The 26,592-nt window shown below is 71.1% G+C and carries 22 protein-coding genes; 17 read left to right on the forward strand and 5 right to left on the reverse strand.

The window, feature by feature from the left end; all coding sequences use genetic code 11:
- Positions 1-134 precede the first annotated feature (134 nt).
- Genes ACIGW2_RS09355 through ACIGW2_RS09365 form a run of 3 tightly spaced genes read right to left on the reverse strand, consistent with a single transcriptional unit; the run spans position 135 to position 4,851 of the window.
- The gene (locus ACIGW2_RS09355; protein WP_399842366.1) at positions 135-1,613 is read right to left on the reverse strand and encodes a family 43 glycosylhydrolase; all 1,479 of its coding nucleotides are present in this window, start codon (positions 1,611-1,613) and stop codon (positions 135-137) included.
- A complete protein-coding gene (locus tag ACIGW2_RS09360) occupies positions 1,610-3,829 on the reverse strand; it encodes a glycoside hydrolase family 3 N-terminal domain-containing protein (protein WP_399842373.1) in 2,220 nt (739 codons plus the stop codon). Before ACIGW2_RS09360 ends, ACIGW2_RS09355 begins: the two co-directional genes overlap by 4 nt.
- Positions 3,826-4,851 (reverse strand): LacI family DNA-binding transcriptional regulator, encoded by a 1,026-nt coding sequence (locus ACIGW2_RS09365; protein WP_391651948.1) that lies wholly within the window; start codon positions 4,849-4,851, stop codon positions 3,826-3,828. The genes ACIGW2_RS09360 and ACIGW2_RS09365 overlap by 4 nt, the downstream gene beginning before the upstream one ends.
- 253 nt (positions 4,852-5,104) lie before the next feature.
- Between ACIGW2_RS09365 and ACIGW2_RS09370 the strand changes: the two genes are divergently transcribed.
- From ACIGW2_RS09370 to ACIGW2_RS09445, 16 genes are all read left to right on the forward strand, one after another.
- On the forward strand, positions 5,105-6,397 hold the full coding sequence (locus ACIGW2_RS09370; RefSeq protein ID WP_391651947.1) for an extracellular solute-binding protein: 1,293 nt from the start codon (positions 5,105-5,107) through the stop codon (positions 6,395-6,397).
- On the forward strand, positions 6,390-7,379 hold the full coding sequence (locus ACIGW2_RS09375; RefSeq protein ID WP_391651946.1) for a carbohydrate ABC transporter permease: 990 nt from the start codon (positions 6,390-6,392) through the stop codon (positions 7,377-7,379). The genes ACIGW2_RS09370 and ACIGW2_RS09375 overlap by 8 nt, the downstream gene beginning before the upstream one ends.
- A complete protein-coding gene (locus ACIGW2_RS09380) occupies positions 7,376-8,206 on the forward strand; it encodes a carbohydrate ABC transporter permease (protein ID WP_356072583.1) in 831 nt (276 codons plus the stop codon). The genes ACIGW2_RS09375 and ACIGW2_RS09380 overlap by 4 nt, the downstream gene beginning before the upstream one ends.
- A 70-nt stretch (positions 8,207-8,276) precedes the next feature.
- Positions 8,277-9,641, forward strand: a complete 1,365-nt coding sequence (locus ACIGW2_RS09385; protein WP_391651944.1) for a glycoside hydrolase — start codon at positions 8,277-8,279, stop codon at positions 9,639-9,641.
- Between the two features lie 25 nt (positions 9,642-9,666).
- On the forward strand, positions 9,667-10,707 hold the full coding sequence (locus ACIGW2_RS09390) for an endo-1,4-beta-xylanase (protein ID WP_399842377.1): 1,041 nt from the start codon (positions 9,667-9,669) through the stop codon (positions 10,705-10,707).
- Entirely contained in the window at positions 10,704-11,750 is a 1,047-nt protein-coding gene (locus ACIGW2_RS09395; protein WP_399842380.1) for a Gfo/Idh/MocA family protein, read from the forward strand. The genes ACIGW2_RS09390 and ACIGW2_RS09395 overlap by 4 nt, the downstream gene beginning before the upstream one ends.
- Positions 11,747-12,607, forward strand: coding sequence for a PmoA family protein (locus ACIGW2_RS09400; RefSeq protein WP_399842381.1), 861 nt, complete (start codon positions 11,747-11,749; stop codon positions 12,605-12,607). The genes ACIGW2_RS09395 and ACIGW2_RS09400 overlap by 4 nt, the downstream gene beginning before the upstream one ends.
- Positions 12,604-13,350 (forward strand): cupin domain-containing protein, encoded by a 747-nt coding sequence (locus ACIGW2_RS09405; protein WP_399842732.1) that lies wholly within the window; start codon positions 12,604-12,606, stop codon positions 13,348-13,350. Before ACIGW2_RS09400 ends, ACIGW2_RS09405 begins: the two co-directional genes overlap by 4 nt.
- Complete coding sequence (locus tag ACIGW2_RS09410) at positions 13,347-14,831, forward strand: non-reducing end alpha-L-arabinofuranosidase family hydrolase (protein WP_399842384.1); 1,485 nt, start codon at positions 13,347-13,349, stop codon at positions 14,829-14,831. The genes ACIGW2_RS09405 and ACIGW2_RS09410 overlap by 4 nt, the downstream gene beginning before the upstream one ends.
- A 151-nt stretch (positions 14,832-14,982) precedes the next feature.
- Entirely contained in the window at positions 14,983-15,966 is a 984-nt protein-coding gene (locus tag ACIGW2_RS09415; protein ID WP_391651939.1) for an acetylxylan esterase, read from the forward strand.
- A gap of 33 nt (positions 15,967-15,999) precedes the next feature.
- Positions 16,000-17,346 carry a PHB depolymerase family esterase gene (locus ACIGW2_RS09420; protein ID WP_399842386.1) on the forward strand — a complete coding sequence of 449 codons (1,347 nt, stop codon included), beginning with the start codon at positions 16,000-16,002 and terminating at the stop codon, positions 17,344-17,346.
- Between the two features lie 355 nt (positions 17,347-17,701).
- Complete coding sequence (locus ACIGW2_RS09425; RefSeq protein WP_399842388.1) at positions 17,702-18,856, forward strand: branched-chain amino acid ABC transporter substrate-binding protein; 1,155 nt, start codon at positions 17,702-17,704, stop codon at positions 18,854-18,856.
- Positions 18,857-18,877: 21 nt separating this feature from the next.
- Positions 18,878-19,777: a branched-chain amino acid ABC transporter permease gene (locus ACIGW2_RS09430; protein ID WP_399842391.1), complete on the forward strand. Its 900-nt coding sequence runs from the start codon at positions 18,878-18,880 to the stop codon at positions 19,775-19,777.
- The gene (locus ACIGW2_RS09435) at positions 19,777-20,877 is read left to right on the forward strand and encodes a branched-chain amino acid ABC transporter permease (RefSeq protein ID WP_399842394.1); all 1,101 of its coding nucleotides are present in this window, start codon (positions 19,777-19,779) and stop codon (positions 20,875-20,877) included. The genes ACIGW2_RS09430 and ACIGW2_RS09435 overlap by 1 nt, the downstream gene beginning before the upstream one ends.
- On the forward strand, positions 20,874-21,674 hold the full coding sequence (locus ACIGW2_RS09440) for an ABC transporter ATP-binding protein (protein WP_399842397.1): 801 nt from the start codon (positions 20,874-20,876) through the stop codon (positions 21,672-21,674). Before ACIGW2_RS09435 ends, ACIGW2_RS09440 begins: the two co-directional genes overlap by 4 nt.
- A complete protein-coding gene (locus ACIGW2_RS09445; protein WP_391651933.1) occupies positions 21,671-22,384 on the forward strand; it encodes an ABC transporter ATP-binding protein in 714 nt (237 codons plus the stop codon). The genes ACIGW2_RS09440 and ACIGW2_RS09445 overlap by 4 nt, the downstream gene beginning before the upstream one ends.
- A gap of 124 nt (positions 22,385-22,508) precedes the next feature.
- Here ACIGW2_RS09445 and ACIGW2_RS09450 read toward each other — a convergent pair whose 3' ends face one another.
- Positions 22,509-24,770 carry an MMPL family transporter gene (locus ACIGW2_RS09450; RefSeq protein ID WP_399842401.1) on the reverse strand — a complete coding sequence of 754 codons (2,262 nt, stop codon included), beginning with the start codon at positions 24,768-24,770 and terminating at the stop codon, positions 22,509-22,511.
- Between the two features lie 249 nt (positions 24,771-25,019).
- Here ACIGW2_RS09450 and ACIGW2_RS09455 point away from each other — a divergent pair, with 249 nt between their 5' ends.
- Positions 25,020-25,739, forward strand: a complete 720-nt coding sequence (locus tag ACIGW2_RS09455) for a TetR/AcrR family transcriptional regulator (protein WP_399842403.1) — start codon at positions 25,020-25,022, stop codon at positions 25,737-25,739.
- A gap of 220 nt (positions 25,740-25,959) precedes the next feature.
- On the opposite strand, the gene ACIGW2_RS09460 is transcribed toward ACIGW2_RS09455, so the two are convergent.
- On the reverse strand, positions 25,960-26,385 hold the full coding sequence (locus ACIGW2_RS09460) for a subtilase-type protease inhibitor (protein ID WP_391651930.1): 426 nt from the start codon (positions 26,383-26,385) through the stop codon (positions 25,960-25,962).
- Positions 26,386-26,592 lie beyond the last annotated feature (207 nt).

Here is a 26,592-nt window from a genome sequence, read left to right on the forward strand (position 1 = left end):
CGCGGCGTGAGCATGTCAAGTGTTTCGAAGATGTTTCGAAGCCGGGGAATTCCGTCGACGTGACGGAAAAGCGGCCCCCGTCGAAATGCTTTCGACGGGGGCCGCTCATTTCGGCAGGGAATGAATGCCTCGGGTCAGCTTTCCGGATCGGCGATGTCGTCCGCCCCGGAGGGCGGGTGGGGATAGGTGAGGGTGAACCACGGGAAATGGGCCTGGTTCGCGGACGGACGGCCCTGGGAGGTGGCGTAGAGGCCGAGCTGGACGCTGGTGAACAGCGGTCTGAGGAAGGTGGCTTCGACGGTGGCCAGTTCCCGCCAGGGGCCGTCGGGCGCCGCGTGGACGAAGGTGTGGCCGAAGCCCCGGATCCGGACCCCCAGACGGACGGGACCGGGAGGGACGGTGACGCGGGCCAGGACGTCCGGCCCCCGGCGGAGGGCGAGGCCCTCCGCGGTCCGCAGGAGGAGCAGGTGCGCGTCGTCGTCGACGACCACGGCGAGGCCGGCCTCCTCGCCCGGTCCGGCGGGGGCGAAGCGCAGTTCGGTCGACACGTCGCAGTCGGGCTGTTCCTGGGGGCGGACCAGGAGGGACGGGTCGGTGCGGTCGCCGAGGCGTTCGGGACGCAGCCGGAGACGGAGCCCGTCGCCGGTGGTCCAGAACGGCGCGCGGGGGGTGCGCAGGGTGTTCCAGTCGGCGGAGAGGGTGGCGAAGTCCTCGTGCACGGGGCGGGAAGGAGCGGCGTGGGCGACGGGGGAGAAGGCCGGCAGGCCGTCGTGCCAGGTGACGCGGCTGAGGAAGGTCTCCCGGCCGATGGCGGAGCCCGGTCGGACGCCCAGGAGGACGGCCCGCCAGTCGCCGTCCGGCGTCCGCACGAGGTCGGCGTGCCCGGTGCAGGTGACCGGGCCCTTCGGGACGGCAGGCAGGACCGGGTTGCCGGGGGCGCCCTCGTACGGGCCGGTCACGCGGTCGGCGCGGGCGGCCACCACGCTGTGGTCCACGTCGGTGCCGCCCTCGGCGGTGATCAGCACGTAGCCGCCGTCGACCTTGTAGAGGTGCGGGGCCTCCGACCAGCGGGCGCCCGGACGGCTTCCCGACCACAGCACGTACTCCGGTCCCGTGAGGCGCCGTTCACGGGGAAGGTACTCGCGCATCCAGATCTCGGTGCGGCCGGCGGCCTCGTCCACCACACGGGCGGCCGTCAACCAGGCCCGGCCGTCGCCGTCCGGCCCGTCGTCGAAGAACAGCGACGGGTCGAAGCCCTCGCCTTCCAGCCACCGCGGCTCCGACCACGGCCCGGCCGGATCGGTCGCCGTCACCACGAAATGGCCGGGGCCGTCCATCAGCGTGCAGACGAGGTGGAAGACCCCGTCGTGGTGCCGGATCGTCGGCGCGAACAGCCCCCGCGAGGGCGCGACACCGTCGAGGTCGAGCTGGGACGGCCGGTCGAGGGCGGCGCCGAGACGCCGCCAGTGCACCAGGTCCCGGCTGTGGAACACGGGAAGGCCCGGGAACCATTCGAAGCTGGACGTCACGAGGTAGTAGTCGTCCCCCACCCGGCACACGGACGGGTCCGGCCGGAACCCGGGCAGCACGGGAGCACCGAACGACGCGCTCATGAGACGGGCACCGTCTCGACCGGCACGGACAGCACCCGGTCGGCACCGGGGTGCCGCACCGGGCCGTGCAGGGTGAAGGACCCCCGCAGCGGCAGGTCACCGCTGGACCGTCCGACGGCCACCCCGATCTCCCCGGGCTCCACCCTTCTGCGCAGGTCGAGCCCGGTGAAGGAGGTCCGGTCGGCATGGACGGAGAAGGTGATCCGGGCCGCCGCGCCCGGCTGCAGCTCGACCCTGCCGAATCCGGCGAGCCACCGCTCCGGCCGTACGACGGACGCCTCGGGGTCCGAGAGGTACAGCTGGACCACCTCGGTCCCGGCCACCTCTCCGACGTTGCGTACGGTCACCGAGACGTCGACCGTCCCGTCCGTCGAGGCGACGGGGTCCACCGAGAGCTCCGAGTAGTCGAAGCGGGTCCAGCTCAGCCCGTGTCCGAAGGGGAACAGGGGAGTCGGGTCCACCGAGCTCCAGTCGGTGCGCCCGCCGAGCCGGGAGCGCAGGTAGGTGCCGGGCTGGCCGCCGGCCCGGCGGGGGAGGGAGACGGGGAGCCGCCCGGCCGGTTCCGCGGCCCCGCTGATGATCCGGGCCAGGGCCGTCCCGCCCTCCTCGCCGGGGAAGAAGGCCTGGACGACGGCCGCCGCGCGCTCGGCCAGCGAGCCGAGCGCGTAGGGCCGTCCGGAGACCAGGACCAGGACGGTGGGCACTCCGGAGTCGAGCACCTCGGCGGCGAGGGCGGCCTGGTCGCCGGGCAGGTCGAGGGTCTCGGCGTCGCAGCCCTCCCCGGAGGTGCCGCGGCCGAACATGCCGGCCCGGTCCCCGAGCACGAGCAGGTGCACGTCCGGGGCGTCCGCGGTGACCGTGAACCCGGCGTCCGTGAGCGCCTCGCCGAGCGTCGGTATCCGGACCCCCGGGTCGCCGGGCAGGCCGACGTGGTTCGGGAAGGAGTAGCAGCCGAGGAAGGACTGGGGATCGTCGGCGTACGGCCCGCTGATCGCGACCCGGCACGGCCGCAGCGGCAGGATGCCGTCGTTGGCGAGCAGCACCGTCGACCGTTCGGCCAGCAGCCTGGCCAGGGCCCGGTTCTCCGGCGGGTCGAGGTCGACCGGCTCCGGCTTGACGGGCTCCCAGTCCGGGTCGAGCAGGCCGAGTTCGGCCTTCTGGAGCAGGACGCGCTCCGCGGCCCGGTCGACGAGCGCCTCGGGCACGCTTCCCGCGCGCACGAGTGCGGTCAGCGGCTCGCCGTAACAGCGCGCCGTGGGCAGTTCGACGTCGATCCCGGCGGTCAGCGCGAGCGCGCCGGCCGCGCCGGGCGAGCCGGCGACGCCGTGCCGGGTCTCCAGGAAGGAGACGGCGTAGTAGTCGGCGACGACGACGCCGTCGAAACCGAGCTCGTCCCGCAGCAGCCCGGTCAGCAGCCGCTCGTCGGCGGCCACCGGCACGCCGTCCACGTCGGTGTAGCTGTTCATCACCGACCGGGCGCCTCCCTCGCGCAGCGCCCGTACGAAGGGCTCGACCAGCACGTCGGCGAACTCGCGCGGCCCCGAGGCGACCGGGGCCATGTTCCGGCCGCCGCGCGAGGCCGAGTACCCGGCGAAGTGCTTGAGCGTCGCCACGACGCCGGCGCCCTCCAGTCCCTGGACGTAGGCGGTGCCGATCGCCCCGACGAGGTACGGGTCCTCGCCGATGCACTCCTCGGTCCTGCCCCACCGGTAGTCGCGGACCACGTCGAGCACCGGAGCCAGCCCCTGGTGGACGCCGACCCGCCGCATCCCGCCGCCGATGGCGGCGGCCATCCGGCGCACCAGCTCGGGATCGAAGGAGGCGCCCCAGGCCGGCGGCCCGGGGAAGACCGTCGCCCCGAACGTCATGAACCCGGTCAGGCACTCCTCGTGCGCGAGCGCCGGGATCCCGAACCTGCCGGAACCGGTCACCTGTTGCTGGAGCGAGGCGAGCCGCTCCATGCCGGCCTCCGCGGTGATCGGCGCGGTGCCGTACACCCGGGTGAGCTGGCCGAGCCCGTGGACGACGAGCTCGTCGAAGCCGGGCGCGGAGTCGCCGGAATCGTCCTCCATCGGAGCGACGGGTGCTCCCGGATTCGAGGGCAGCGCCCAGAACCCGGCGAGTTGCCCCGCCTTCTCCTCCAGCGTCATGCGTCTCAGCAGATCGGCGACGCGCTCGGACGCGGGCAGGAGGGGATCACGCCAGGGCTCGTTCAAGGGTTCTCCTCGGGACGGGGCGGGGCGGTGGAGAGCCGGACCTTGAGTTCGGTCGACAGCTCCATCCGGGGGGTGACCAGGGGCTGGCCGTCCAGAAGCTGGAAGAGGGTGCGGGCGGCGACCCGGCCCATCTCCTCCAGCGGCTGGCGCACGGTCGTCAGCGGCGGCGACAGCCAGTCGCACATCGGCAGGTCGTCGAAACCGACCACGCTGAGGTCGTGCGGGATGCTCAGTCCGGCCCGCCGGGCGGCTTCGTAGACGCCCATCGCCTGCTGGTCGCTGCCGGCGAAGACGGCCGTCGGCGGTTCGGGAAGGGCGAGGAGCTCCTGGGCGCAGCGGAAGCCGCCCTCGTGCTGGAAGTCGCCGAAGCGGATCAGGTCGCGGTCGACCTCGATGCCGGCCCGTTCCAGGGCGGCCCGGTACCCGTCGATGCGGGCCTGGCTGCAGAGCATCTCCCGGCGGCCGCCGATGGCGGCGATCCGGCGGTGCCCGAGCTCCAGCAGGTGCTCGGTGGCCGCGAGGCCGCCGGCCCAGTTGGTCGCCCCGACGCTCGGCACTCCGTTGCCCGGCAGGTCGATCGGGTCGATGACGACCAGCGCCACCCCGGCCCGTTCGATCTGGGCGCGCTGGGCCTGGGTGACCGAGGCGGTGACGAGGATGACGCCGTCGCTGTGGTGCAGGACCGGCAGGGCGGCCCAACTCGACGGCGTGGCCTCGCCCGGCGGGACGAGCGACACGACGGTGCCGACGCTCCGCTGGGCGCACTCGGCCTCGACGCCCCGCAGGATCTCCACCGCCCACGCGCTGTCCAGGCCGCCGATGATCAGGTCGACGAGACCCGATCTGCGGGCTCTGCCCTGCCGGCCGGGTGGGAGGTAGTGGTGCGCCCGCAGCAGGCCTTCGATCCGTTCGCGCGTCGCGGGTGCGACGTCGGAGCGCCCGTTGATCACCTTGGACACGGTGGCCTGGGAGACCCCTGCCTCCGCGGCGATGACGGCCAGGGTCGGGCGTTGCTCACTCAACTTCTCTCCTCAGCGCGGATGCCTTCGGCCGGCGACAGATATCGCAAACTTTCGATGAGTTTCTGGGTGGCCCGATCCGCTTGTCAAGCCTGTGAACAGCGCTTGTTCCTGTCAACCGTCGCTCCCCGTAGATAAGTTGACGCAGGGTCTTGACCGGGGAGCCGCGCGTTCCTAGTTTGTGGCAGCGCAGAATTCGAGAGTATTTCGAAAAGTTTTCGGGCGCGAAACCGGCATTCCTCACCCCGGAGGTCCCATGGCCAGCACTCTCCCGAGCCGACGCAGCTTCCTGACGCTCGCGGGCTTGACCGCACTGTCCGTCTCCATGACCGCGGCCTGCGGAGGAGGCGACGCGGGCGGCAGACCGTCCGCCGACGGCAAGGTGAGGTTCGAGTGGTGGAACATCGCCACGACGGAACCGGGCAAGTCCCTCTTCCCGCAGATCTCCTCGGCGTTCACGACCGCTCACCCGAACATCGCGATCAACACCACCTCGTTGGAGAACGAGGCCTTCAAGTCCAAGCTGACCGCCACCACTTCCTCGGGCAAGCTCCCCGACGTCTTCCAGACCTGGGGCGGCGGTGTGCTCCAGCAGCAGGTGGACGCGGGCCTGGTCGAGGACCTCACCGACCTCCTGGACTGGTCGTCCGAGCTCACCCCGGTCTCGCTGCAGGCCTACCAGTTCGACGGCCGCACCTACGCCGTGCCCTACGACATCGGCATGGTCGGCTTCTGGTACAACAAGAAGCTCTTCGCCAAGGCCGGGATCACCGCCCCGCCGGCCACCTGGGCCGAACTCCTCGACGACGTCAGGAAGCTCAAGGCGGCGGGCATCACCCCGATCGCCCTCGCCGGCAAGGAGAAGTGGCCGGGCCACTACTACTGGGCCTACCTCGCGATGCGCGTCGCCGGCCTCCCCGCCCTCCAGAAGGCCGCGACCACCAAGGACTTCACCGGCGACGGCTTCGTCCGGGCGGGCGCCCACCTCAAGGAACTGGTCGACCTCCAGCCCTTCCAGACCGGCTTCCTCGGCGCCGGCTACGCCACCCCCGGCGGGCAGGCCGCCACCATGGGCAACGGCAAGGCCGCCATGGAGCTGATGGGGCAGTGGGGCCCGTCGGTGCAGAAGGACGCGGGCGCCGACCTCGGAGCGGACCTGGGCTTCTTCCCCTTCCCGACGGTCGACGGCGGTGTCGGGCAGGCCACCGAGGTGTTCGGTGGCGGCGGCGGCTTCGCGCTGCGCAAGGGCGCCCCGAAGGAGGCGCTGGACTTCCTGAAGTTCTTCGTCCTGGAGAACGAGTCCAAGCTGCTGGCCTCCAACGGCTACCTCCCGGTGGTCAAGGGCGCGGAGAAGCAGCTCACCGACGCCAACAAGAAGGTGGTGGCCGAGAGTCTGGTCAAGGCGACGGGATTCCAGCTCTTCCTCGACCAGGCCTATCCGCCCGCGGTCGGCCAGGAGGTCAACGACAGCGTCGCCGACCTCATCGCGGGCAAGAAGACGCCCGAGCAGGTCACCGCCTCGATCACCGAGGCTGCGAAGAGTGCCTAGCTCCGTGTCCACCCTGACCGAGGAGCGGACGGCGGAGGTCGTGCCGGTGCGCCCGCCGGCCCCGGCCCGGTCGCTCGCGCGCCGGTGGGGGAACTGGGCCTCGGTCGCCTGGTTCCTCGTCCCGGCCCTGGTCCTCTTCCTCGTCTTCGTCCTCGCCCCGATCGGCGTCGCCGTCTGGACCGGCTTCTTCAAGTGGGGCGGGATCGGCCCCCTGGACGACTTCGTCGGCCTCGCCAACTACACCAAGCTGTTCGACGACCACGTCTTCCTCGGCGACCTGGGACGCGGTCTGTACCTGATCGTCCTGTCGATCGCGGTGCAGTTGCCGTTCGCCCTGTTCACCGCGGTCCTGCTCAACCAGCGGCTCCGCGGCCGGGCCGTCTACCGGATGCTGTTCTTCGCCCCGTACATCCTGTCCGAGGTGGTCACGGCGGTCCTCTTCACGATGGTCTTCCTGCCCGACGCGGGCATGGCCGACCACCTCGCCGGGCTCCTGGGCCTGGAGGGCTTGCAGGGCAAGTGGCTCGCCGACCCCTCGACGGTGATGCCGACCCTGTTCGTGGTCATGATCTGGAAGTACTTCGGCTTCCACATGATGCTCTTCCTCGCCGGACTGCAGGGCATCCCGGCCGAGCTCCTCGAGGCCGCCGCCCTGGACGGCGCCGGCGCGTGGCAGCGCTTCCGGTACGTGACGCTTCCGCTGCTCGGCCCGACGATCCGGATCAGCGTCTTCCTTTCGGTCATCGGGTCCATCCAGCTCTTCGACCTCGTCTGGGTCATGACCGCGGGCGGGCCCAACCACTCCTCCGAGACGATGGCGATCGCGATGTTCCAGTTCGGGTTCAAGCGGTACCAGGTCGGCTACGCCAGTGCGATCAGCGTGGTCCTCTTCATGATCAGCCTGGTCTTCTCCCTCTTCTACCAGCGTTACGTGCTCCGCCGTGACCTCAGTGGCGCCGTCACCTCGGGAGGCGACCGATGAACGCCCGCCGCGCCGCACGCGGCCTCTCGCTGCACACCGTGGTCTGGCTGATCGCCGCGTTCGTCGTCGTCCCGCTGATCTACGCCGTGATCTCCGGATTCAAGAGCACCGGCGAGCTGACGACGAACCCGTTCGGGCTGCCCGAGCACTGGAGGGTCGGCAACTACGCCGGCATCCTCGGCGACGGGATGTTCTGGCGGCAGATCGCCAACAGCGCGGGCATCGCGATCGGCACGACGGTCTGTACGGTGGCGGCCTCCGCGATGGCGGCGTTCGTGCTGGCCCGCTACGCCTTCCGGGGCCGGGAGCTGTTCTACACGCTGTTCACCATCGGGTTGATGTTCCCGTTCGCGGTGGCCGTCCTGCCGCTCTTCCTCATGCTGCGCACCTTCGGCCTGCTCGACAACCCGCTCGGGGTGATCCTCCCGCAGGCGGCCTTCGGGCTGCCCATGACGATCGTGATCCTGCGCGGCTTCTTCCGGACCGTGCCGGCGGAGATCGAGGAGGCCGCCACCATGGACGGCTGCGGCAAGTTCCGCTTCTTCTGGCAGATCCTGCTGCCGATGGCGCGTCCGGCGCTCGGCACGGTCTCGGTCCTCGCCGTCGTCGCGAGCTGGAACAACTTCTTCCTGCCGCTGCTGGTGTTCAACGACCCGAAATGGCAGACGATCCCGGTCGGCGTCCAGCAGTTCCAGGGCCAGTACTCCACCGACTACGCCCTCGTCCTCGCCTACATCGTGCTCGCCATGGTCCCCGCCCTCGCCTTCTACGCGGTCGCCGAGCGCCAGCTGATCGGCGGCCTCACCGCGGGCGCCACCAAGGGCTGACCCGCCCACGCGACCCCACCCCCGAGGAGCCCCCCCCGTGAAACGTTTGACCGCTTTGACGGCCGTCATCATGTTAGCGCTCACATCGCAGGCGGCGGCCGACCCCGCGCCGCCCGCCGCCGAACCCGCCCGCTCCACCATCGACTTCCGGGCCGACCTCCAGCCCATCGACGGATTCGGCTTCTCCATGGCCTTCCAGCGGGCCGACCTGCTGCACGGCGCCCGCGGCCTCGGCCCCGCCAAGCAGCGCGAGGTGCTCGACCTGCTGCTCAGCAAGGAGAAGGGCGCGGGCCTGTCGATCCTGCGCCTCGGCATCGGGTCGTCGACCGACCGGGTCTACGACCACATGCCCACGATCCTGCCGACCGACCCCGGCGGCCCGGACGCCACGCCGACGTACGTCTGGGACGGCTGGGACGGCGGCCAGGTCTGGCTCGCCAAGGAGGCCAAGGCCTACGGCGTCGAACGCTTCTACGCCGACGCCTGGAGCGCGCCGGCCTTCATGAAGACCAACGGCAGCGAGAACGACGGCGGCGAGCTCCTGCCCGCCTGGCGACAGGCCTACGCCGACTACCTCGTCCAGTACGCCAGGTTCTACCAGCGCGAAGGCATCCCCATCACCGACCTCGGGTTCACCAACGAACCCGACTGGACGGCGACCTACGCCTCGATGCGCTTCACCCCGCAGCAGGCCGTCGACTTCCTCAAGGTGCTCGGACCGACCGTCCGCGCCTCCGGGCTGAAGACGCGACTGGTCTGCTGCGACGCCGCCGGCTGGGACCGGCAGGTCGCCTACACCGAGGCCATCGAGGCGGACCCCGCGGCCGACAAGGCCGTGCACACCATCACGGGCCACCGCTACAGCGGCCCGACCACGGTCCCGCAGCCCACCGACAAGCACGTGTGGATGTCGGAGTGGTCACCCGACGGCACCACCTGGAACGAGAACTGGGACGACGGCAGCGGCTACGACGGCCTCACCGTCGCGGCCGACATCCAGAACACCCTGACCGTCGGCAACGCCAACGCCTACGTCTACTGGACCGGTGCGTCCCTCGGCGCGACCCGGGGGCTCATCCAGCTCGCCAACCCCGGTGACGCCTACCGGGTGTCCAAGCGGTACTGGGCCCTGGCCGCCTTCAGCCGCTTCATCCGCCCCGGCGCCGTCCGCGTCCCGGTCACGAACGCCGACCCGGCCCTGAAGGTCACGGCCTTCCGCAACACCGACGGCCGCCGCGTCATCGAGATCCTCAACACCGCGACCGCCGAGCGCTCCGCCACCTTCTCCCTGCGCGGCGGACACGACCGACACCCCGACGCGTACGTCACCGACCGGACCCGCTCCATCACCCCGGCCGAGGTCGTCACCACGCACGGCACCACCCTCACGGCCACGCTCGCCCCGCGCGCGCTGACCACCATCGTCCTCGACTGAACCACCCGCACCCGAGGAGGCACCCATGCCCGTGTCCCGGCATCTCGTCGCCCTGTCCGCCGCCGTCTGCCTCGCGGCCGGCCTCGCCGCCGCCCCCGCGAGTGCCGAGCCCCGTCCCCGTACCCTCGCCGAACTGGCCAAGAAGCACCACAAGTACTTCGGCTCCGCCACCGACAACCCCGAGTTCACCGACGCCGCCTATCTGAAGGTCCTCGGCAGCGAGTTCGGCCAGACCACCCCCGGCAACGCCATGAAGTGGGAGACCACCGAACCCCGGCCCGGCGTCTTCGACTTCACCGCCGCCGAGGAGGTCATGAGCTTCGCCGAGGCCCACCACCAGAAGGTCCGCGGCCACACCCTCGTCTGGCACAGCCAGCTCCCCGCCTGGCTCACCGGGCGCAGCTGGACCGCCGACGAACTGCGCGCCGTCCTCAAGAACCACATCCAGACGGAGGTCCGGCAGTTCAAGGGCCGGGTGATCCACTGGGACGTCGTCAACGAGGCCTTCAACGAGGACGGCAGCTACCGCGAGTCGATCTTCTACAAGACCCTGGGCCCCGGCTACATCGCCGACGCCCTGCGCTGGGCCCACGAGATCGACCCGCACGCCAAGCTGTACCTGAACGACTACAACGTCGACGGCATCAACGCCAAGAGCGACGCCTACTACAGGCTCATCAAGCAGCTGAAGGCCGACGGCGTCCCGGTCGAGGGTTTCGGCCTCCAGGGCCACCTGGCGCTCCAGTACGGCTTCCCCGCCGGCGTCCAGGAGAACATCCAGCGCTTCGCCGACCTCGGCGTCGAGGTCGCGATCACCGAACTCGACATCCGGATGCAGCTCCCGGCGACCCCCGAGAAGCTCGCCACCCAGGCCACCTGGTACGCCGACTACGTCAAGGCCTGCCTGGCCGTGCGGAAGTGCGTCGGCGTCACCGTCTGGGACTACACGGACAAGTACTCGTGGATCCCCGGCGTCTTCCCCGAGGAGGGCGCCGCACTGCCCTACGACGAGAACCTGCGGCCGAAGCCCGCCTACCACGCCATCAGGAAGGTGCTCGGCGGATGATCAGGACCGCGATCGTCGGAACGGGCGGGATCGCCGGCATCTGCCACGTCCCCGCCCTCCGGGCACAGGCCCACCGGGCCGAGATCGTGGCGGCCGTCGACGTGGACGCCGCACGCGCCGAGGCGTTCGCGGCCGAACACGGCATCCCCGCGGTCCACACCGACCTGCGCACGATGCTGGAGGAGCAGCGTCCCGACGTCGTGCACCTGTGCACGCCGCCGTTCCTCCACGCCGAACAGGCCGTGGCCTGCCTGGAGTCGGGCGCGTGGGTGTGGTGCGAGAAGCCGGTGGCCCTGTCGCTGGCCGAACTCGACCGGATCGAAGCCGCCGAGGGACCCGCTGTCGCGGGCGCCGTGTTCCAGCACCGGTACGGCTCCGGGGCCCGCCACCTCCGGGACCGGATCGCGGCCGGAACCCTGGGCCGTCCCCTCGTCGCCCAGTGCGTCACGGCGTGGTACCGCGACGACGGCTACTACGACGTGCCCTGGCGCGGCACCTGGCGCAGCGAGGGCGGCGGCCCGACCCTGGGCCACGGCATCCACCAGATGGATCTGATGCTGTACGTGCTCGGCGAATGGGCCGAGGTGCGCGCGATGGCCGGCCGCCTGGAGCGCGCCGTCCAGACCGAGGACGTGTCCGCGGCCCTGGTCCGCTTCGAGAACGGAGCCCTCGCGACGGTCGTCAACAGCGTGCTCTCCCCGCGCGAGGAGAGCTACCTGCGGTTCGACCTCGCCGACGCCACGGTCGAACTGCGCCACCTGTACGGCTACTCCAACGCGGACTGGACGTTCACCGCCAGGACCCCCCGCGCGACCTGGGAGCCGCCGGACGACCTGCCCAGCTCGCACACCGCCCAGCTCGCGGACTTCCTGGACGGCTACGAGGCCGGCGTCCGGCCCGACCTCGGCAGGTCCACCATGGAACTGGTCACCGCCATGTACAAGGCCGCGATCACCGGCCTGCCGGTGAGGCGCGGAGAGATCGACGCGGCCGACCCGTTCTACGGCGCGCTCGACGGCGGACGCCCGGAGGTGTTCCGATGACCTTCGCACTCCTCGACAACGAGGACTCGCTGACCGTCCGGGCCCGGGGCGTCGACCTCTTCCGCTATGTCCACCGGCCGGTCATGGACCCCTTCGAGGCGCCGAAGCCCTACCTGCATCCGGTGCGCACGCTCGCCGGCGACGTGGTCACCGGATACCGGCCGCACGACCACCGCTGGCACAAGGGCATCCAGTTCACGGCGTCATGGCTGTCGGGGGAGAACTTCTGGGGCGGCGGCACCTATCTGCGCGGCCGGGGCTACGTCGACCTGCCGAACCTCGGCACGATGCGCAGCCTCGCCGTGTCCGCCAGGGCGGACCACGGCCGCGCCGTGATCACCGAGGACCTGGCCTGGCACACCATGGCGGGGGAGCACTGGATCGACGAGCGCCGCACGCTGACCGCACACGACGTCCGGGCCGACTCCTGGACCCTGGAGGTCACCACCGCCCTCACCAACGTCCACCACAGCGCCCTGACCTTCGGCAGCCCCGGCACCCAGGGCAGGGAACTCGCCGGATACTCCGGCCTGTTCTGGCGCGGCCCGCGCGCGTTCACCGGCGGCGAGGTGGTCGGACCCGCCATGGGCGAGAAGGGCGACTGGCTCGCCTTCGTCGGCCGGCACGACGAGGTGGACCGCTCCTCCACGCTGCTGTTCCTGGACGACCCGGACGCCCCCGGCCGCTGGTTCGTCCGCAGCGAGCCCATCCCCGCCGTCAACCCGTCCCTGGCGTTCGACGAGGAACTGCCGCTGGCTCCGGGCGCCACCCTGTCGCGCCGCTACCGCATCGTCGTGGCCGACGGCGCCTGGACCCCCGAACGCCTCTCCCGCCGCGTCGAGGAACAGCCGTGGTGACCCCGCTCCCCGGCGCCGTCGGCATCTCCGGGCTCACCGTGTACGACTGGGAGGCCGCCGACGGACTGTGCGGCGGCACCCCCCACATGCACCTCGTCTGCTCCGAGGCGTACGTCGTCATCGCCGGCGAGGGCAGCGTCCAGACCCTCACCACCTCCGGCTTCGCCGACACGCCGCTGCGCCCCGGCGACGTCGTCTGGTTCACCCCGGGCACGATCCACCGCCTCGTCAACGCCGGCGGCCTGCGCCTCGTGGTGCTCATGCAGAACAGCGGGCTCCCCGAGGCCGGCGACGCCGTCTTCACCTTCCCCCCGCCCGTCCTGGCCGACCCCGACGCCTACCGGGCGGCGGCCGTCCTCACCGGCGACCACGCCGAGGCGGCACGCCGCCGCCGTGACCTGGCCCTGGAAGGCTTCCAGGCCCTGCGCGAAGGCGGGCTGCGGGAGTTCCACACGGCGGCCCACCGTCTCAAGCGGGAGCTCCTCGACGCCTGGTGGATCCGCTGGCGCGACGGCCCGCTCGCGACGACCCTCATGACCGGCTGCCAGCTGGACGCGCTGAAGACCGGCGACCTCTCCCACCTCGACCTCGGCGAGGTGTCGAGGCTGGAGCGCCCCGAGGACCCGCTCTTCGGCATGTGCGGCCTCCTCCACCCCTATCACGTCACCGCCCTCCCGACGCAGCCGCCCGGCGGCGCGTCGGCGTCACCCCACCCCCCTCACCCGAAGGAGTCCTGCCGATGAGATTTCGCCACCCACCCCTGGTCCTGAGTCTCGTCCTCGCGGTCCTGTCGTCCCTGCTGCTCGGGGCCGCCCTCCTCACCGCCCCGCCCGCCGCCGCCGCGACCGTCGACGGCAACGCCTGGTACGTGCTGGTCAACCGCAACAGCGGCAAGGCCCTGGACGTCTACAACCTGGCGACCAACGACGGGGCGCGCATCACCCAGTGGACCAGGAACGACCAGAACCAGCAGCAGTGGCAGTTCGTCGCCTCCGGCGACGGCTACTACCGCGTCAAATCCCGCCACTCCGGCAAGGTGCTGGACGTCCAGAACAAGTCCACCGCCAACGGCGCGGCGGTCGTCCAGTGGACCGACACGAACGGCACCAACCAGCAGTGGCGGCTGGCCGACAGCGCCGACGGCCACGTGCGGCTCATCGCCCGCCACAGCGGCAAGGCCCTCGAAGTACAGGGCGCCTCCACCGCCGACGGCGCGAACATCGTCCAGTACGACGACTGGGGCGGCGCCAACCAGCAGTGGCAGCTCGTCAAGGTCGGCGCCGGCAGCGGCACCCCCGGCACGTGCGACCTTCCCGCCACCTACCGCTGGTCGTCGACGGGCCCGCTGGCCCAGCCCAGGCCCGAGTGGGCCTCGCTCAAGGACTTCACCGTCGCCCCGTACAACGGCAAGCAGCTCGTCTACGCGACGACCCACGGCGCCGCGGGGACGGGCAAGGCGTGGGGCTCGATGAACTTCGGCCTGTTCACGAACTGGTCGGAGATGGGCTCGGCGAGCCAGAACGCGATGTCCTCCAACGCCGTCGCACCCTCGCTCTTCTACTTCGCGCCGAAGAACATCTGGGTGCTCACCTACCAGTGGGGCGCGGCCGCCTTCAACTACCGCACGTCGACCGACCCCACCAACCCGAACGGCTGGTCGGCCCCGCAGGCGCTGTTCACCGGAAGCATCTCCGGCTCCGGAACCGGTCCGATCGACCAGACGATCATCGGCGACGGGACGAACATGTACCTGTTCTTCGCCGGTGACAACGGCAAGATCTACCGGGCGAGCATGCCGATCGGGAACTTCCCGGGCAGCTTCGGCTCCTCGTACACCACGGTCATGAGCGACACGGAGAAGAACCTCTTCGAGGCCCCGCAGGTCTACAAGGTGAAGGACCGCGACCAGTACCTGATGATCGTCGAGGCCCGGGGCGCGAACGAGCACCGCTTCTTCCGCTCCTTCACCGCGACCAGCCTCAACGGCACGTGGACCCCGCAGGCCGCCACCGAGTCCAACCCCTTCGCGGGCAAGGCCAACAGCGGCGCCACCTGGACCAACGACATCAGCCACGGCGAACTGCTCCGCACGAGCGCCGACCAGACCATGACCATCGACCCCTGCAACCTGCAGCTGCTCTACCAGGGGCGCAGCCCCAGCTCCGACGGCGTCGACTACGGCCTCCTGCCCTACCGGCCGGGTCTGCTGACGCTCCAGCGCTGACGACGCGGCACCACCCCGGCTCCGGCGCACAGCCGGCGTGGCGGGCCCGGCGCACACCCGAGCCCGCCACGGCCGCGACCCGCGAGGGGCGCGGCCCCGATGCCCCGCGCACCCCCGCCACCCCGCGCACACTCCGACCGGAGGAAGCCCCATGCCGCTCACCGACCTCGGGCCCGACGACCTCGTCGGCTACCAGCCGCCGCTGACCGCTCCGCACGACTTCGACGCGTTCTGGCTCCGCACCCTCGCCGAAGCCCGGTCCCACGACGGGGCGATCAAGACCGAACGGGTGACGTCCGCACACCTGCTGCACACCGTCGAGGTCGACGACGTGCGCTTCCCCGGCTGGAACGGCGAGCCGGTGGCCGCCTGGCTCCTGCGCCCGCGCAGGGCGGAGCGACCGCTGCCGGTCGTCGTCACGTACCTGGGCTACAGCTACGGCCGCGGTCTGCCCACCGACCACCTGTTCTGGTCCGCCGCCGGCTACGCCCAGCTCGTCGTCGACAGCCGGGGCCAGGGCCACGACACCCCGGACCGGACCGCGGGCGACGGCACGCAGTGGGTCGGAGGGTTCATGACCCGGGGCGTCGACTCCCCGGAGAACTACTACTACCGGCGCCTGATCACCGACTGCGTCCGTGCCGTGGACGCCGTCGCCGCGCTGCCCGGCCTCGACCCCCAGCGGATCGTGGTGGCCGGCGGCAGCCAGGGCGGCGGTCTGGCCCTCGCCGTCGCCGCTCTCGCCGGTGACCGCGTGGCGGCGGCCCTGCCGGACGTCCCGTTCCTGTGCCACTTCCGCCGCGCCGTGCAGATCACCGAGGAGGGCCCGTACCCGGAGATCGCCACGTACCTGCGCCGGCACAGCCCCGACCGCGCGGCACGGACCCTCGCCACCCTCGACTACGTCGACGGCGTCCACTTCGCCCGACGGGCCACCGCGCCGGCGCTCTTCAGCGTCGCCCTGATGGACCCGATCTGCCCGCCCTCCACGGTCTACGCCGCCTACAACCACTACCGGGGCGAGGACCGCACCCTCACCGTCTGGCCCTTCGGCGACCACGGCGGCGGATACGGCTGCAACCCCCCGGTCCAGCTGTCCTGGCTGCGTGAACGCGGTCTGGCACCCGAGCTCTGACCATCGCGTCAGCGAACCCGACGGAGAGGTCCCATGTCCCTCACCCGCACGCTCGCCTCACGGCTGCTCGGCATCATCACCGTGCTCGGTCTCGCGGTCGGCCTGAACCTGCAGACGGCCCCACCGGCCGCCGCCGCCTCGCTGGTCCAGATCACGAACTTCGGCACCAACCCGACCGGTCTGCTGATGCACCTGTACGTGCCGACCAGCGTCAAGCCCAACCCGCCGATCCTGCTCGCCCTGCACGGCTGCCAGGGGACCGGCCCCTCCATGCACGCGAGCACCGACTTCGCCTCCCAGGCCGACACATACGGCTTCCTCGTCATCTACCCCTCGACGTACCCGAGCGGAAGCTGCTGGGACGTCTCCTCGGACCAGGCGCTGACCCGCAACGGCGGCAGCGACCCGGTCGGGCTGATGTCGATGATCACGTACGCGGAGCAGCGCTACGGCGGCAATCCCGACGCCGTGTACGTGACCGGGCAGTCCTCGGGCGGCATGATGACGAACGTCATGCTCGCCGACTACCCCGACGTCTTCAAGGCGGGCGCGGCGTTCATGGGAGTGCCCTACCACTGCTTCGCCACCGGCTCGGTGCGCGGCTGGAACTCGGCCTGCGCCCAGGGACAGGTGTCCAAGACCCCGCAGCAGTGGGGCGATCTGGTGCGGAACACCGCCTACCCCGGCTACACCGGCCCGCGGCCGCGCGTGCAGCTGTGGCACGGGACCGCCGACACCATCCTCAACCACCACAACCTCGGCGAAGAGATCAAGCAGTGGACCGACGTCCTCGGCGTGAGCCAGACGCCGTCGGCCACCGACAGCCCCGCGACCAACTGGACCCGCACCCGGTACGTCGACAGCTCCGGCACCACCCAGGTCGAGGCCTACAGCCTCGCCGGCACCGGACACCAACTGCCGGTCCAGGGCTCACGCATGGCCGCCGACGCGATCCACTTCATGGGCCTGGACGCGGCCCCCTCCGGCGGCACGACAGGAGCGCTGCGTGCGGCGGCCGCGGGCAAGTGCCTGACCGCCGTGAACGCGACGCCGGGCACGCAGCAGCAGATCCACACCTGCACCGGCGGCGCGAACCAGACCTGGACGCGTACGGCCTCGAACCAGCTGACCGTCACCGTCGGGGGCACCACCCTGTGCCTGGACGCCAGCGCCAAGGGCACCACCAACGGCACCAAGGTGATCACCTGGCCCTGCAACGGCCAGCCCAACCAGCAGTGGCGGTTCAACCCGACCGGCACCGTCACCGGCGTCCAGTCGGGCCTCTGCCTGGACGTGGCCGGCCTGGCAACCACCGACGGCACCCCCGTCCAGCTGTGGTCCTGCAGCGGCGGCACCAACCAGCGGTGGACACTGGGCTGACCCGGAGGTGAGGCACCGGCCGAGGAGGAGGCCCGTCGCGCCGGCTTCGGCGCCGGGCCTGCTACCGGAGGCCCCCGTGCGTCGGCAGGACATGAGTTGGCCGAAAGTCACACATCCATCACGGGCCCCTGTGACCCTCCCGCTCCGCGGCATCAGCCGTTATTGTCTGTGCAATGTCACACCTCACCGGGGGTGGCATCACCCACGACGAGTTCTATGCAAGGCGCTCTCTACCCCTCGAACAACCACCTGTGCAATGTCACACCTTGCAGGGGTCGTGGCGTTGCCGGCCGGGGAGCAACCCCGGCCGCCGGAGGGTCCGCCCGTCGGCGGACCAGGCGAGACGGAGTAAGGCATGACCATTGTTCGTCGCGGTGCCATGGCGGCAGCCGCCATGGCAATCGGGCTCACCCTCACCGCGTGCAGCGGCCTCACCCAGGGCGGGAGCGGTTCCCCGGACAGTGACTCGGGGCCCGTCAAGCTCGGGCTGCTCACGCCGCTGACCGGCAGCTCCGCCGCCATCGGCCCGTACATGAAGGACGGCGCCCAACTCGCCGTGGACGAGATCAACGCCGAGGGCGGGATCAACGGGCGCAAGCTCACCCTCACGGTCGAGGACGAGGCGTGCGACCCGAAGACGGCCGCCGCCGGCGCCGCCAAGCTCGTCAGCGCCGGAATCGACATCTCCGTGGGCGGCTACTGTTCGTCGGCGACCCTGCCCACGATCAGCATCTTCGCCAAGGCGCGGATACCGATGCTCATCCCGGCCGCCAACTCGGCCGACCTGTTGAAGGCGCAGAGCGGGAACGTCTTCCTGATCAACGGCACCGGCATCCAACAGGCCGAGGCCGCCTCGAGGTTCATCGAGGCCGCCGGCAGCAGGCGGGTAGCGCTGGTCGACGACAACACGTCGTACTCCGCCGACATCACCAAGCGCACCGGGGACCGACTGGCGGCCACCGCGGTCGAGGTCGCCACCCGCCAGTCGGTGACCGCGGGCGAGTCGGACTACTCCGGAGCCGTCAACGCCGTGATGGCGGCGAAGGCGGACTTCGTCTACTGGACGGGCTACTACCAGGAGGGCGGGCTGCTCATCAAGCAGCTCAAGGCCGCCGGGTACACGGGCAGGATCATGGTCGCGGACGGCTCCGTCGACGGCAAACTGATCGAGATCGCGGGCAGGCAGAACGCCCAGGGCGTGTTCGCGACGATGACCCAGACGCCCCAGACCATCCCCGGCGGGGAGGCGTGGGTCGCCAGGTACAAGAAGAAGTTCGGCTCCGAGCCCGGCCCGTACTCGACGCAGTCCTACGACGCGGTACGCGTGGCCGCGGAGGCCGTGCGCCAGGCCGGCTCCGCCGACGGAAAGGCCGTCACCCAGGCGCTGGAGCGGATCGACGGTTTCAAGATCTTCTCGGGCCCGCTCAAGTTCACCGCCGAACACACCCTGAGCGTCGGCGGTTTCGACATCCTCGTCGTCAAGGACGACGCCTTCGTCCTCCACAAGTGACGCGCCCCCGGGAAGCATCGCATGGATCACTTCATCCAACTCGTCCTCAGCGGCCTGTTCGTCGGCTCCCTCTACGCCCTGGTCGCACTCGGCTACTCGATGGTCTACGGGATCATCAAACTGCTCAACTTCGCCCACGGCGACCTCTACATGGTCGGCGCGTTCGGCGGCTTCACCGTGCTCAGCGTCGGCGCCGGTGCGCTCGGCGGCGGACTCCTCGCGCTCGTCGCCGTCATGGTCCTCGCGATGATCGCGACCGGCGGCCTCGGCATGCTCCTGGAGCGGGTGGCCTATCGCCCGCTGCGCAACGCGCCCAGGCTGTCCGTCCTCATCACCGCCGTCGGCGCCGGCTTCGCCCTCGAGTACGGCGTCGCCGTCGCGTACGGCCCGAACCCGAAGGTCTACCGGATCGGCGTCGACGGCGGCGCGTGGGACGTCCTCGGCGCCCGGCTCACCTACGCCCAGCTGGCGATGATGGCGATCGCCGTCGTCCTCATGATCACCCTCGACACCCTGGTCTGGAAGACCCGTTCGGGCCGTGCGATGCGGGCCATCGCGCAGGACCCCAAGGCCTGTCTGCTGATGGGAGTCAACGTCGACCGGGTCATCTCGCGGACCTTCCTCCTGGGATCGGCGCTCGCCGGTGCGGCCGGCGTCATGGCCGGTGCGTACTACGGGAAGATCGACTTCCTGATGGGCTTCGTCATCGGGCTCAAGGCCTTCACCGCGGCGGTCATCGGCGGCATCGGCAACCTGCGCGGAGCCGTACTCGGCGCGGTCGTGCTCGGTCTGCTGGAGTCGTTCGCCGTCGCCTGCCTCGGCAGTGAGTGGCGTGACGTCTTCGCGTTCGGCTTCCTCATCCTCTTCCTGACCGTGCGCCCCACCGGGCTGCTCGGCGAACGCGTCACGGAGCGTGTGTGATGAACGACGATTCGACCCTGCCGGTCGCCGACGACGCCTCGGTGTACGTCCGCGCCGTGGAGGAGCGCGCACCCGCGAACGTCGCGCTCGCCGGCAAGGGAGTCGGTACGCCCCGAACCGGCCGCACCGGCGTCGCGGAGGCGCTGTCCGGTGTCCTGGCGAGCAAGTGGCTGGGCCTCGGCGTGGCGGTCGTCGCCCTGGCACTGCCGTTCCTCGACTCCCGTACGTACGTCATCCAGATCGCGGTGGACGCGCTCATCTTCGTGATGCTCGCGGTGGGGCTGAACATCGTGGTCGGCTACTGCGGACTGCTCGACCTCGGGTACGCCGCGTTCTTCGCGATCGGCGCGTACACCTCGGGACTGCTGTCGACGCGCTACGGCTGGCCGTTGCTCGCGACCCTTCCCGTGGTCGTGGCCACCGCGGTCGTCGGCGGACTCGTCATCGGCGGGCCGACGCTCCGGCTGCGCAGCGACTACCTGGCCATCGTCACCCTCGGCTTCGGGGAGATCATCCGCATCACGGCGAACAACCTCGACTTCACCGGCGGACCGAACGGCCTGTACGGCATCCCCGACTTCGGCGCGTTCGGCCTGCGTTCCGACATCGCGCTGTACTGGATCACCGCGATCACCGTCGTCCTCGCCGTGCTGTTCTCCAGCCGGCTCGGGCGCGGACGGCTCGGCCGTGCGTGGCGGTTCGTCCGCGAGGACGAGGACGCCGCCGAGGCGATGGGCATCCACACCTACAAGGTGAAGTTCGCGGCCTACATCGCCGGCGCGGTCTTCGGCGGGATCGCGGGCGTGCTGTTCGCGGCACACCAGACGGCGATCTCCCCGCCCAGCTTCAACTTCCTCTGGTCGGCGCTCATCCTGATGGCCGTCGTCCTCGGCGGCATGGGATCCACACCGGGTGTCGTCCTGGGCGCCCTGGTCATCTCGCTGCTCCCCGAGTTGCTGCGCGGCGCGGAGAACTGGCGCTACCTCGTCTTCGGTCTGCTGCTGATCCTCGTCATGCTCTTCCGTCCGCAGGGACTGCTCCCGGCCCGCGCGGCCGAACCCGGCCGGCGCGGACGCCGAGTACAGGAAGGTGCGTCGTGAGCAAGGTGCTCCTCGATGTGAGGAACCTGGCCGTCTCGTTCGGCGGGGTTCGCGCCGTCGACGGCCTGACGTTCTCCGTCCACGAGGGCGAGGTGCTCTCGGTCATCGGCCCGAACGGCGCCGGCAAGACGAGCGCGTTCAACTGCGTCACGGGCTTCTACAAGCCTTCCGCGGGCGCGGTGACCTTCGACGGCGCCGACATCACCGGCGGACGGCCGGCGGTGATCGCCGCCCGGGGGGTCGCGCGCACGTTCCAGAACCTCCGGCTGTTCGGCGACCTGACCGTCCTGGACAACGTGCGGGCGGGCATGCACGTCCGCATCAAGCAGAACTTCCTCGACGCGATGCTGCACACACCGCGCTACTGGCGCGGCGAGGACGCGGCCACCGACGAGGCCCACAAGTGGCTCGACTTCGTCGGGACGGACCACGACCGCACGGCACGGATCCGCAACCTGCCGTACGGCGAGCAGCGGCGCGTCGAGATCGCCCGCGCGCTGGCCCGTGAGCCCCGGATGCTCCTGCTCGACGAGCCGGCAGCCGGACTCAACCACGGGGAGAAGGCACACCTGCTCGACCTGATGCGGCGCATCGCCGGCCTCGGGATCGCCGTGGTCCTGATCGAGCACGACATGGGCCTGGTCATGGAGGTGTCCGAGCGGATCGTCGTACTGAGCCACGGGAGGGAGATCGCCGACGGCACACCGGCCGAGATCCGGTCCGACCCGGCGGTCATCGACGCCTACCTCGGCGCGGAGGAAGCGGGTTCGGGCCGCACGACGGAGGTGGAGCGATGAGCACGGTGCTCGACATCAGGGGCCTGGAGGTCGCCTACGGCAAGGTGGACGCCCTCCGCGGCCTGGACCTCACCGTCGGCGAGGGCGAGATCGTCGCCCTGCTCGGCAACAACGGCGCCGGCAAGTCCACGACGGTCTCGGCGATCTCCGGCGTGGTGCGGCCGCGGGCCGGATCCGTCACGGCGTACGGAGAGGACATCACGGAGGCGACGCCCTGGTCGATCGTCGAACGGGGCATCGTGCACGTGCCCGAGGGCAGGCGGATCTTCTCGCGGCTGACCGTGCACGAGAACCTTCAGATGGGCGGCTACGCCGTGCGCGACGGTGCGGCTGTCGACAGGCGGATCAGACGGGTCTACGAGTTGTTCCCGCGCATGGCCGAGCGCCGCGAGCAGCAGGGCGGCACCCTCTCCGGCGGTGAGCAGCAGATGCTCGCCATCGGCCGGGCGATGGTCGCGGGACCCCGGCTGATCATGCTGGACGAGCCGTCGATGGGCCTGGCCCCGCTGGTCGCGGCCCAGGTCATGGACGCCATCGTGTCGATCAACCGGACGGGCACGTCGGTGCTGCTCATCGAGCAGAACGCACGGGCCGCCCTGAAGGTCGCGCACCGCGGCTACGTGATCGACTCCGGCCGTGTGACGCTGGCCGGACCGGCCGCCGCGCTGCGCGACGACCCGCAGGTCGTGGAGGCGTACTTGGGGGCGTGACGGACGGGGGCCGACGGGCTGCTCGGCGCGACGGACCGGCACGGCGGCGGTGAGCCGTTCCGGACCGTGCCGAACAGCCCGGCCCTCCCAGTGCACGCCGCTGTGCCGGCGCCCGCCGCGTCACTCAGTGCGTCGCGATGCCGAACCGGGCGTGCAGACGACGCAGCGGGGCGGGGGACCACCAGTTGGCCCGGCCGGCCAGCCGCATCAGGACCGGGACCAGGACGGCGCGGATGAGCGTGGCGTCGACGAGGATGACCACGACCATGCCGAGGCCGAGCATCTTGAGGTAGACGATGCCGGACGAGGCGTACGTCGCGAAGGAGGCGGCCAGGATGACGGCGGCCGCCGTGATCAGCGGGCCGCTGCGCTCCAGGCCGGCGGCGACGGAGGCGGAGTTGTCGCCGGTGCGGTCGTACTCCTCCTTGATCCGGGACAGCATGAACACCTCGTAGTCCATGGAGAGTCCGAACGCGGTGCAGAACATCAGGATGGGGATGCTGGGTTCCAGGCTGCCGGTGGAGGTGAAGCCGAGCGGTCCGGAGAGGTGGCCCTCCTGGAAGATCCACACCAGGGCGCCGAACATGACGGCCATGCTCAGGGCGTTGAGGACGATGGCTTTGGCGGCCAGCAGCACGCTCCCGGTCATCAGGAAGAGGATGACGAAGGTCACGAGCAGGATCAGGCCGAGGACCGCGGGCAGACGTTCCACCAGCACGCGGCGGAAATCGCCGAGTTCGGCCGGGTAGCCGCCGATCCGGACCTCGGTGTCGCCGAACGCCGACCGGACGTCGGCGAGTACGCGGTCGGGTTCGGTACCGAGCGCGTCCTGGGTGGCGATCACGGAGAACCAGGTGTTCTCGTCGGAGCGGAAACGGTCGGCGGACTCGCCCGGCTCCTGGATGCGGCGGCCGTCGGCGTAGGAGCCGGTGAGCGCGTCGACCTGCTGGATGCCCTCCAGGCGGGAGAGCTCGGCGGCGGTGGCGTCGATGGCGGCGCGCCCGGAGTCGTTGCCGGGCAGGCCGGGGCGCAGGACCTGGATGGCGTCCATCTCCTCGGCCGCGAAGTTCGCCCGGATGTCGTCCTGGACGACGCGGCTGGAGACGTCGGCGGGCAGGACCCGGTCGTCGGGGGCGCCGAAGGAGATGCCCAGGGCGGGGGCGGACAACGCGAGGAGCACCGCCAGGGCGGGGATGCCGTAGGCCAGCGGGCGGCGCATCATGCGCAGGGCGGTGGAGTGCCACCACCCGTCCGGGCCACCTCGCGCGGCGGCGCCCGACGTGTGCTTGCGCCGCCGCCGGATGCGGTGGCCGAGCAGGCTCAGGGCGGCGGGCAGCACCACCAGGGCGGCGAAGACCGACGTGAGAACGACCGCGATCCCTGAGTAGGCGAAGGACCGCAGGAACGGGAAGGGAAAGAGCATCAGACAGGCGAGCGAGACGATCACCGTGAGCCCGCTGAAGGCCACGGTGCGGCCCGCCCCGTCGACCGCCCGCGAAGTGGCCTCGGCGACCTCGTGCCCCGCCGCGAGTTCCTCACGGAAGCGGCTGATGACGAACAGGCTGTAGTCGACGCCGAGTCCGATGCCCATGACCAGGGTGAGGTTGGCGGCGAAGGTGGAGACGTCGGTGACGTACGTGAGCAGCCGCATCAGCGCCAGCGTCGTGATCACTGAGAACAGGCCCATGCCGAGGGTGAGCAGGGCGGCGCTGAAGCGGCGGTAGAGGAACGCGAGCAGCAGCAGGACCAAGGGGAAGACGATCATCTCGGCCCGGAGGAAGTCCGTGCGGGCCTGCTCCGCGGCCTGCCGGAAGACCTCGTCGCCGCCGCCGACCCGGACCTTGACCGTGGCGTCGTCGCGGGCGAAGCCGGGGGCGAACTCGGCGAGCCGGGTGCGTGCCTCGGTCACCGTGCCGGACATCCGGGCGATGACCAGGGCTTGGCTGCCGTCCTCCGCGCGCATGACGGGCGACTTGTCGCGCGACCAGTACGAGGCGGTTTCGGCGACTCCGTCCTGCGCGGCCAGCTCTCGTTCGAGGCCGAGGCCGGCTTCTGCGACCTCCTGGTCGTCGACGGTGCCGTGCTTGGCGGTGATCAGGAGCAGCACGCTCGGGGTGCCGGTGTCGAACTCCTCGGCCAACGCGGCCCGGGTGTCGATCGATTCGGAGCCGGGGCTCTCGAACCGGCTGAGGGCCAGCCGGTCCATGGCGCCCGCCGCGAGGACCAGGCCGAAGACGGTGAGCAGTGCGCTCAGCCAGATCACCAGGCGGGGTCGGCGGGCGATGCCGCCGCCGAGGCGGGCCAGTGCCGTGTTCGGCGGGGGCGTCGTCTTGAAGGGTGCTTCGGATGGGGGCGTCGATGTCGTTGCTGCGGGGCTGGTTGCCACTGTGCGTCGCCTCTTCAGTCGGGGAGGGGGCGTGGGCGGGTGCGATCACCGAGGTGGGCGGCGGTGCGGCGATGCCGCTCCGGAGCCGCCTGGCCCGGTGCACGGCGAATCCTCCGAGCACGGGTCCCCCCGGAGGTACAATGCGAATACCTATTCGTGTTCCGTTCGGCGACGTCAGATTACGAATAATCATTCGTGTTTACAAGTGGCGTCCTCAGCCGGCGGGGGCAGGCCCGTGGAAGGGGTTCGATGGCGCAGAGGAAGACCGTGGGCGACGACGTCGAGAAGAAGACCCGGGAAGAGCGGGAGGCGGGGGCCGGTGCGCCGGCCGCCGCCGCGGGCGGACGGGCTCCGAGGCGCCGTCAGGCCCGGGGGGAGCGCCGGATGGCCGACATCCTGGACGCCGCCGCCACCGTGTTCGCCGCCGACGGGTACGAGAAGAGCACCACCATCGCCATCGCCCGGCAGGCCGGCATGTCCCCGGGCTCCCTCTACCAGTTCTTCCCGAACAAGGAGGCGATCGCCCAGGCCCTCGCGGACCGCTTCACCGCCCAGCTCCTCGCCGCCCACCGCGAGGCCTTCGACGGGGCGCCACATGCGGAGGGGCCGGTGGAGCGGTTGATCGAGCGGATGGTCGACCCGCTCGTCGCCTTCAACCTCGCCAACCCCGGATTCAAGGCCCTGCTCGCCCGCCCCGACATGCCGGCCGGCCTCACCGAGGCCGTCCGCCCCGCTCAACAGGCGCTGGTCGGCCGCGTCGAAGCGGTCGTCGCCGCCCGCGCCCCGGCCCTCCCGGACGCCGACCGGGCCCGCACGGCACGGGTCGCCATCCAGCTGTTCCAGGCGATGATCCCGCTCGTCGTCGCGGCCCCCGCCGGTGACGAACGGGCGGCCATGACCCGCGAACTGAAACGAGCCCTCCACGGCTACCTCGGCCCGATCCTCACCGCGCACGGCGAACAGGCCTGACGCGTGCTCGGGCGGGACGGCGATCGCCTCGTCGTGGTCCGGATGCATCGCTCCGGACCTTGGGGGCGGATGCCCCCGTTCAGGAGCGGCGGACGGCCGCACTCCGTCCGCCGCTCCCGGGGGACCGTGACGGCCCGGCGGCGGTGCTCGCCCTCCCGGCGACGGCGCTCGCGGCGTCGACCGGGCGGTCAGGCCACCCGCGCCGGGCGGTCCCGGCCCGTCAGAACGCGAAGAGGCTGCCGTACGTGTTCTTCACGCAGGCGTTGCCGAACGTGCGCTCGTAGGAGACGGTCCGGCCCTCCCAGACCCCGTTGACTGTGACGGTGATGGGATCGAAGTACATCGGGCACATCACGCCCGGTTCGGGCTGCAGGGCGTCGAGGTCGCCGTTCACACGGCGCAGCTCGGTGCAGGCCTCCTTGGCGTTCGGATGGGTGCCCGAGGCGTGGGGCGAACAGCTCAGGGTCACCTCGCTGAACGGTGCGGCGGTGGCGTCGGCGGAGAGGGCGGAGTAGGTGTCTCCGTACCTGGCGGTCAGCAGCAGGGACGAGGTCTCGGTCGCCGCGGTGGCGGCACCGGTGAGGGGCCCGAGGACGGCCGTGGCCGTCAGGCCCAGAGCGGCTGCCCAGCGCGCGGTGTTCCGCATGGTGTGCGTCCTTACGCTCGATTCGAGGGTGTCGCCGGCCCGGCAGGTCGTGCCGGGAACGGCGAGTGCGAGTCTGCCGAGTCCGCGGCCCGCGCACACCTCGACCCCACGCGTTTCGGAAACCCGCTGTGTCGGCATACGTGGCGGAAAATCATGAAATCCACCGATCCGGGACCTGGGGAAGACGGCGATCGCTCCCTCGGATCC

Origin of the sequence: Streptomyces sp. NPDC053541, assembly GCF_044544705.1 — a bacterium.
In the GTDB taxonomy this organism is placed as follows: Bacteria; Actinomycetota; Actinomycetes; order Streptomycetales; family Streptomycetaceae; genus Streptomyces.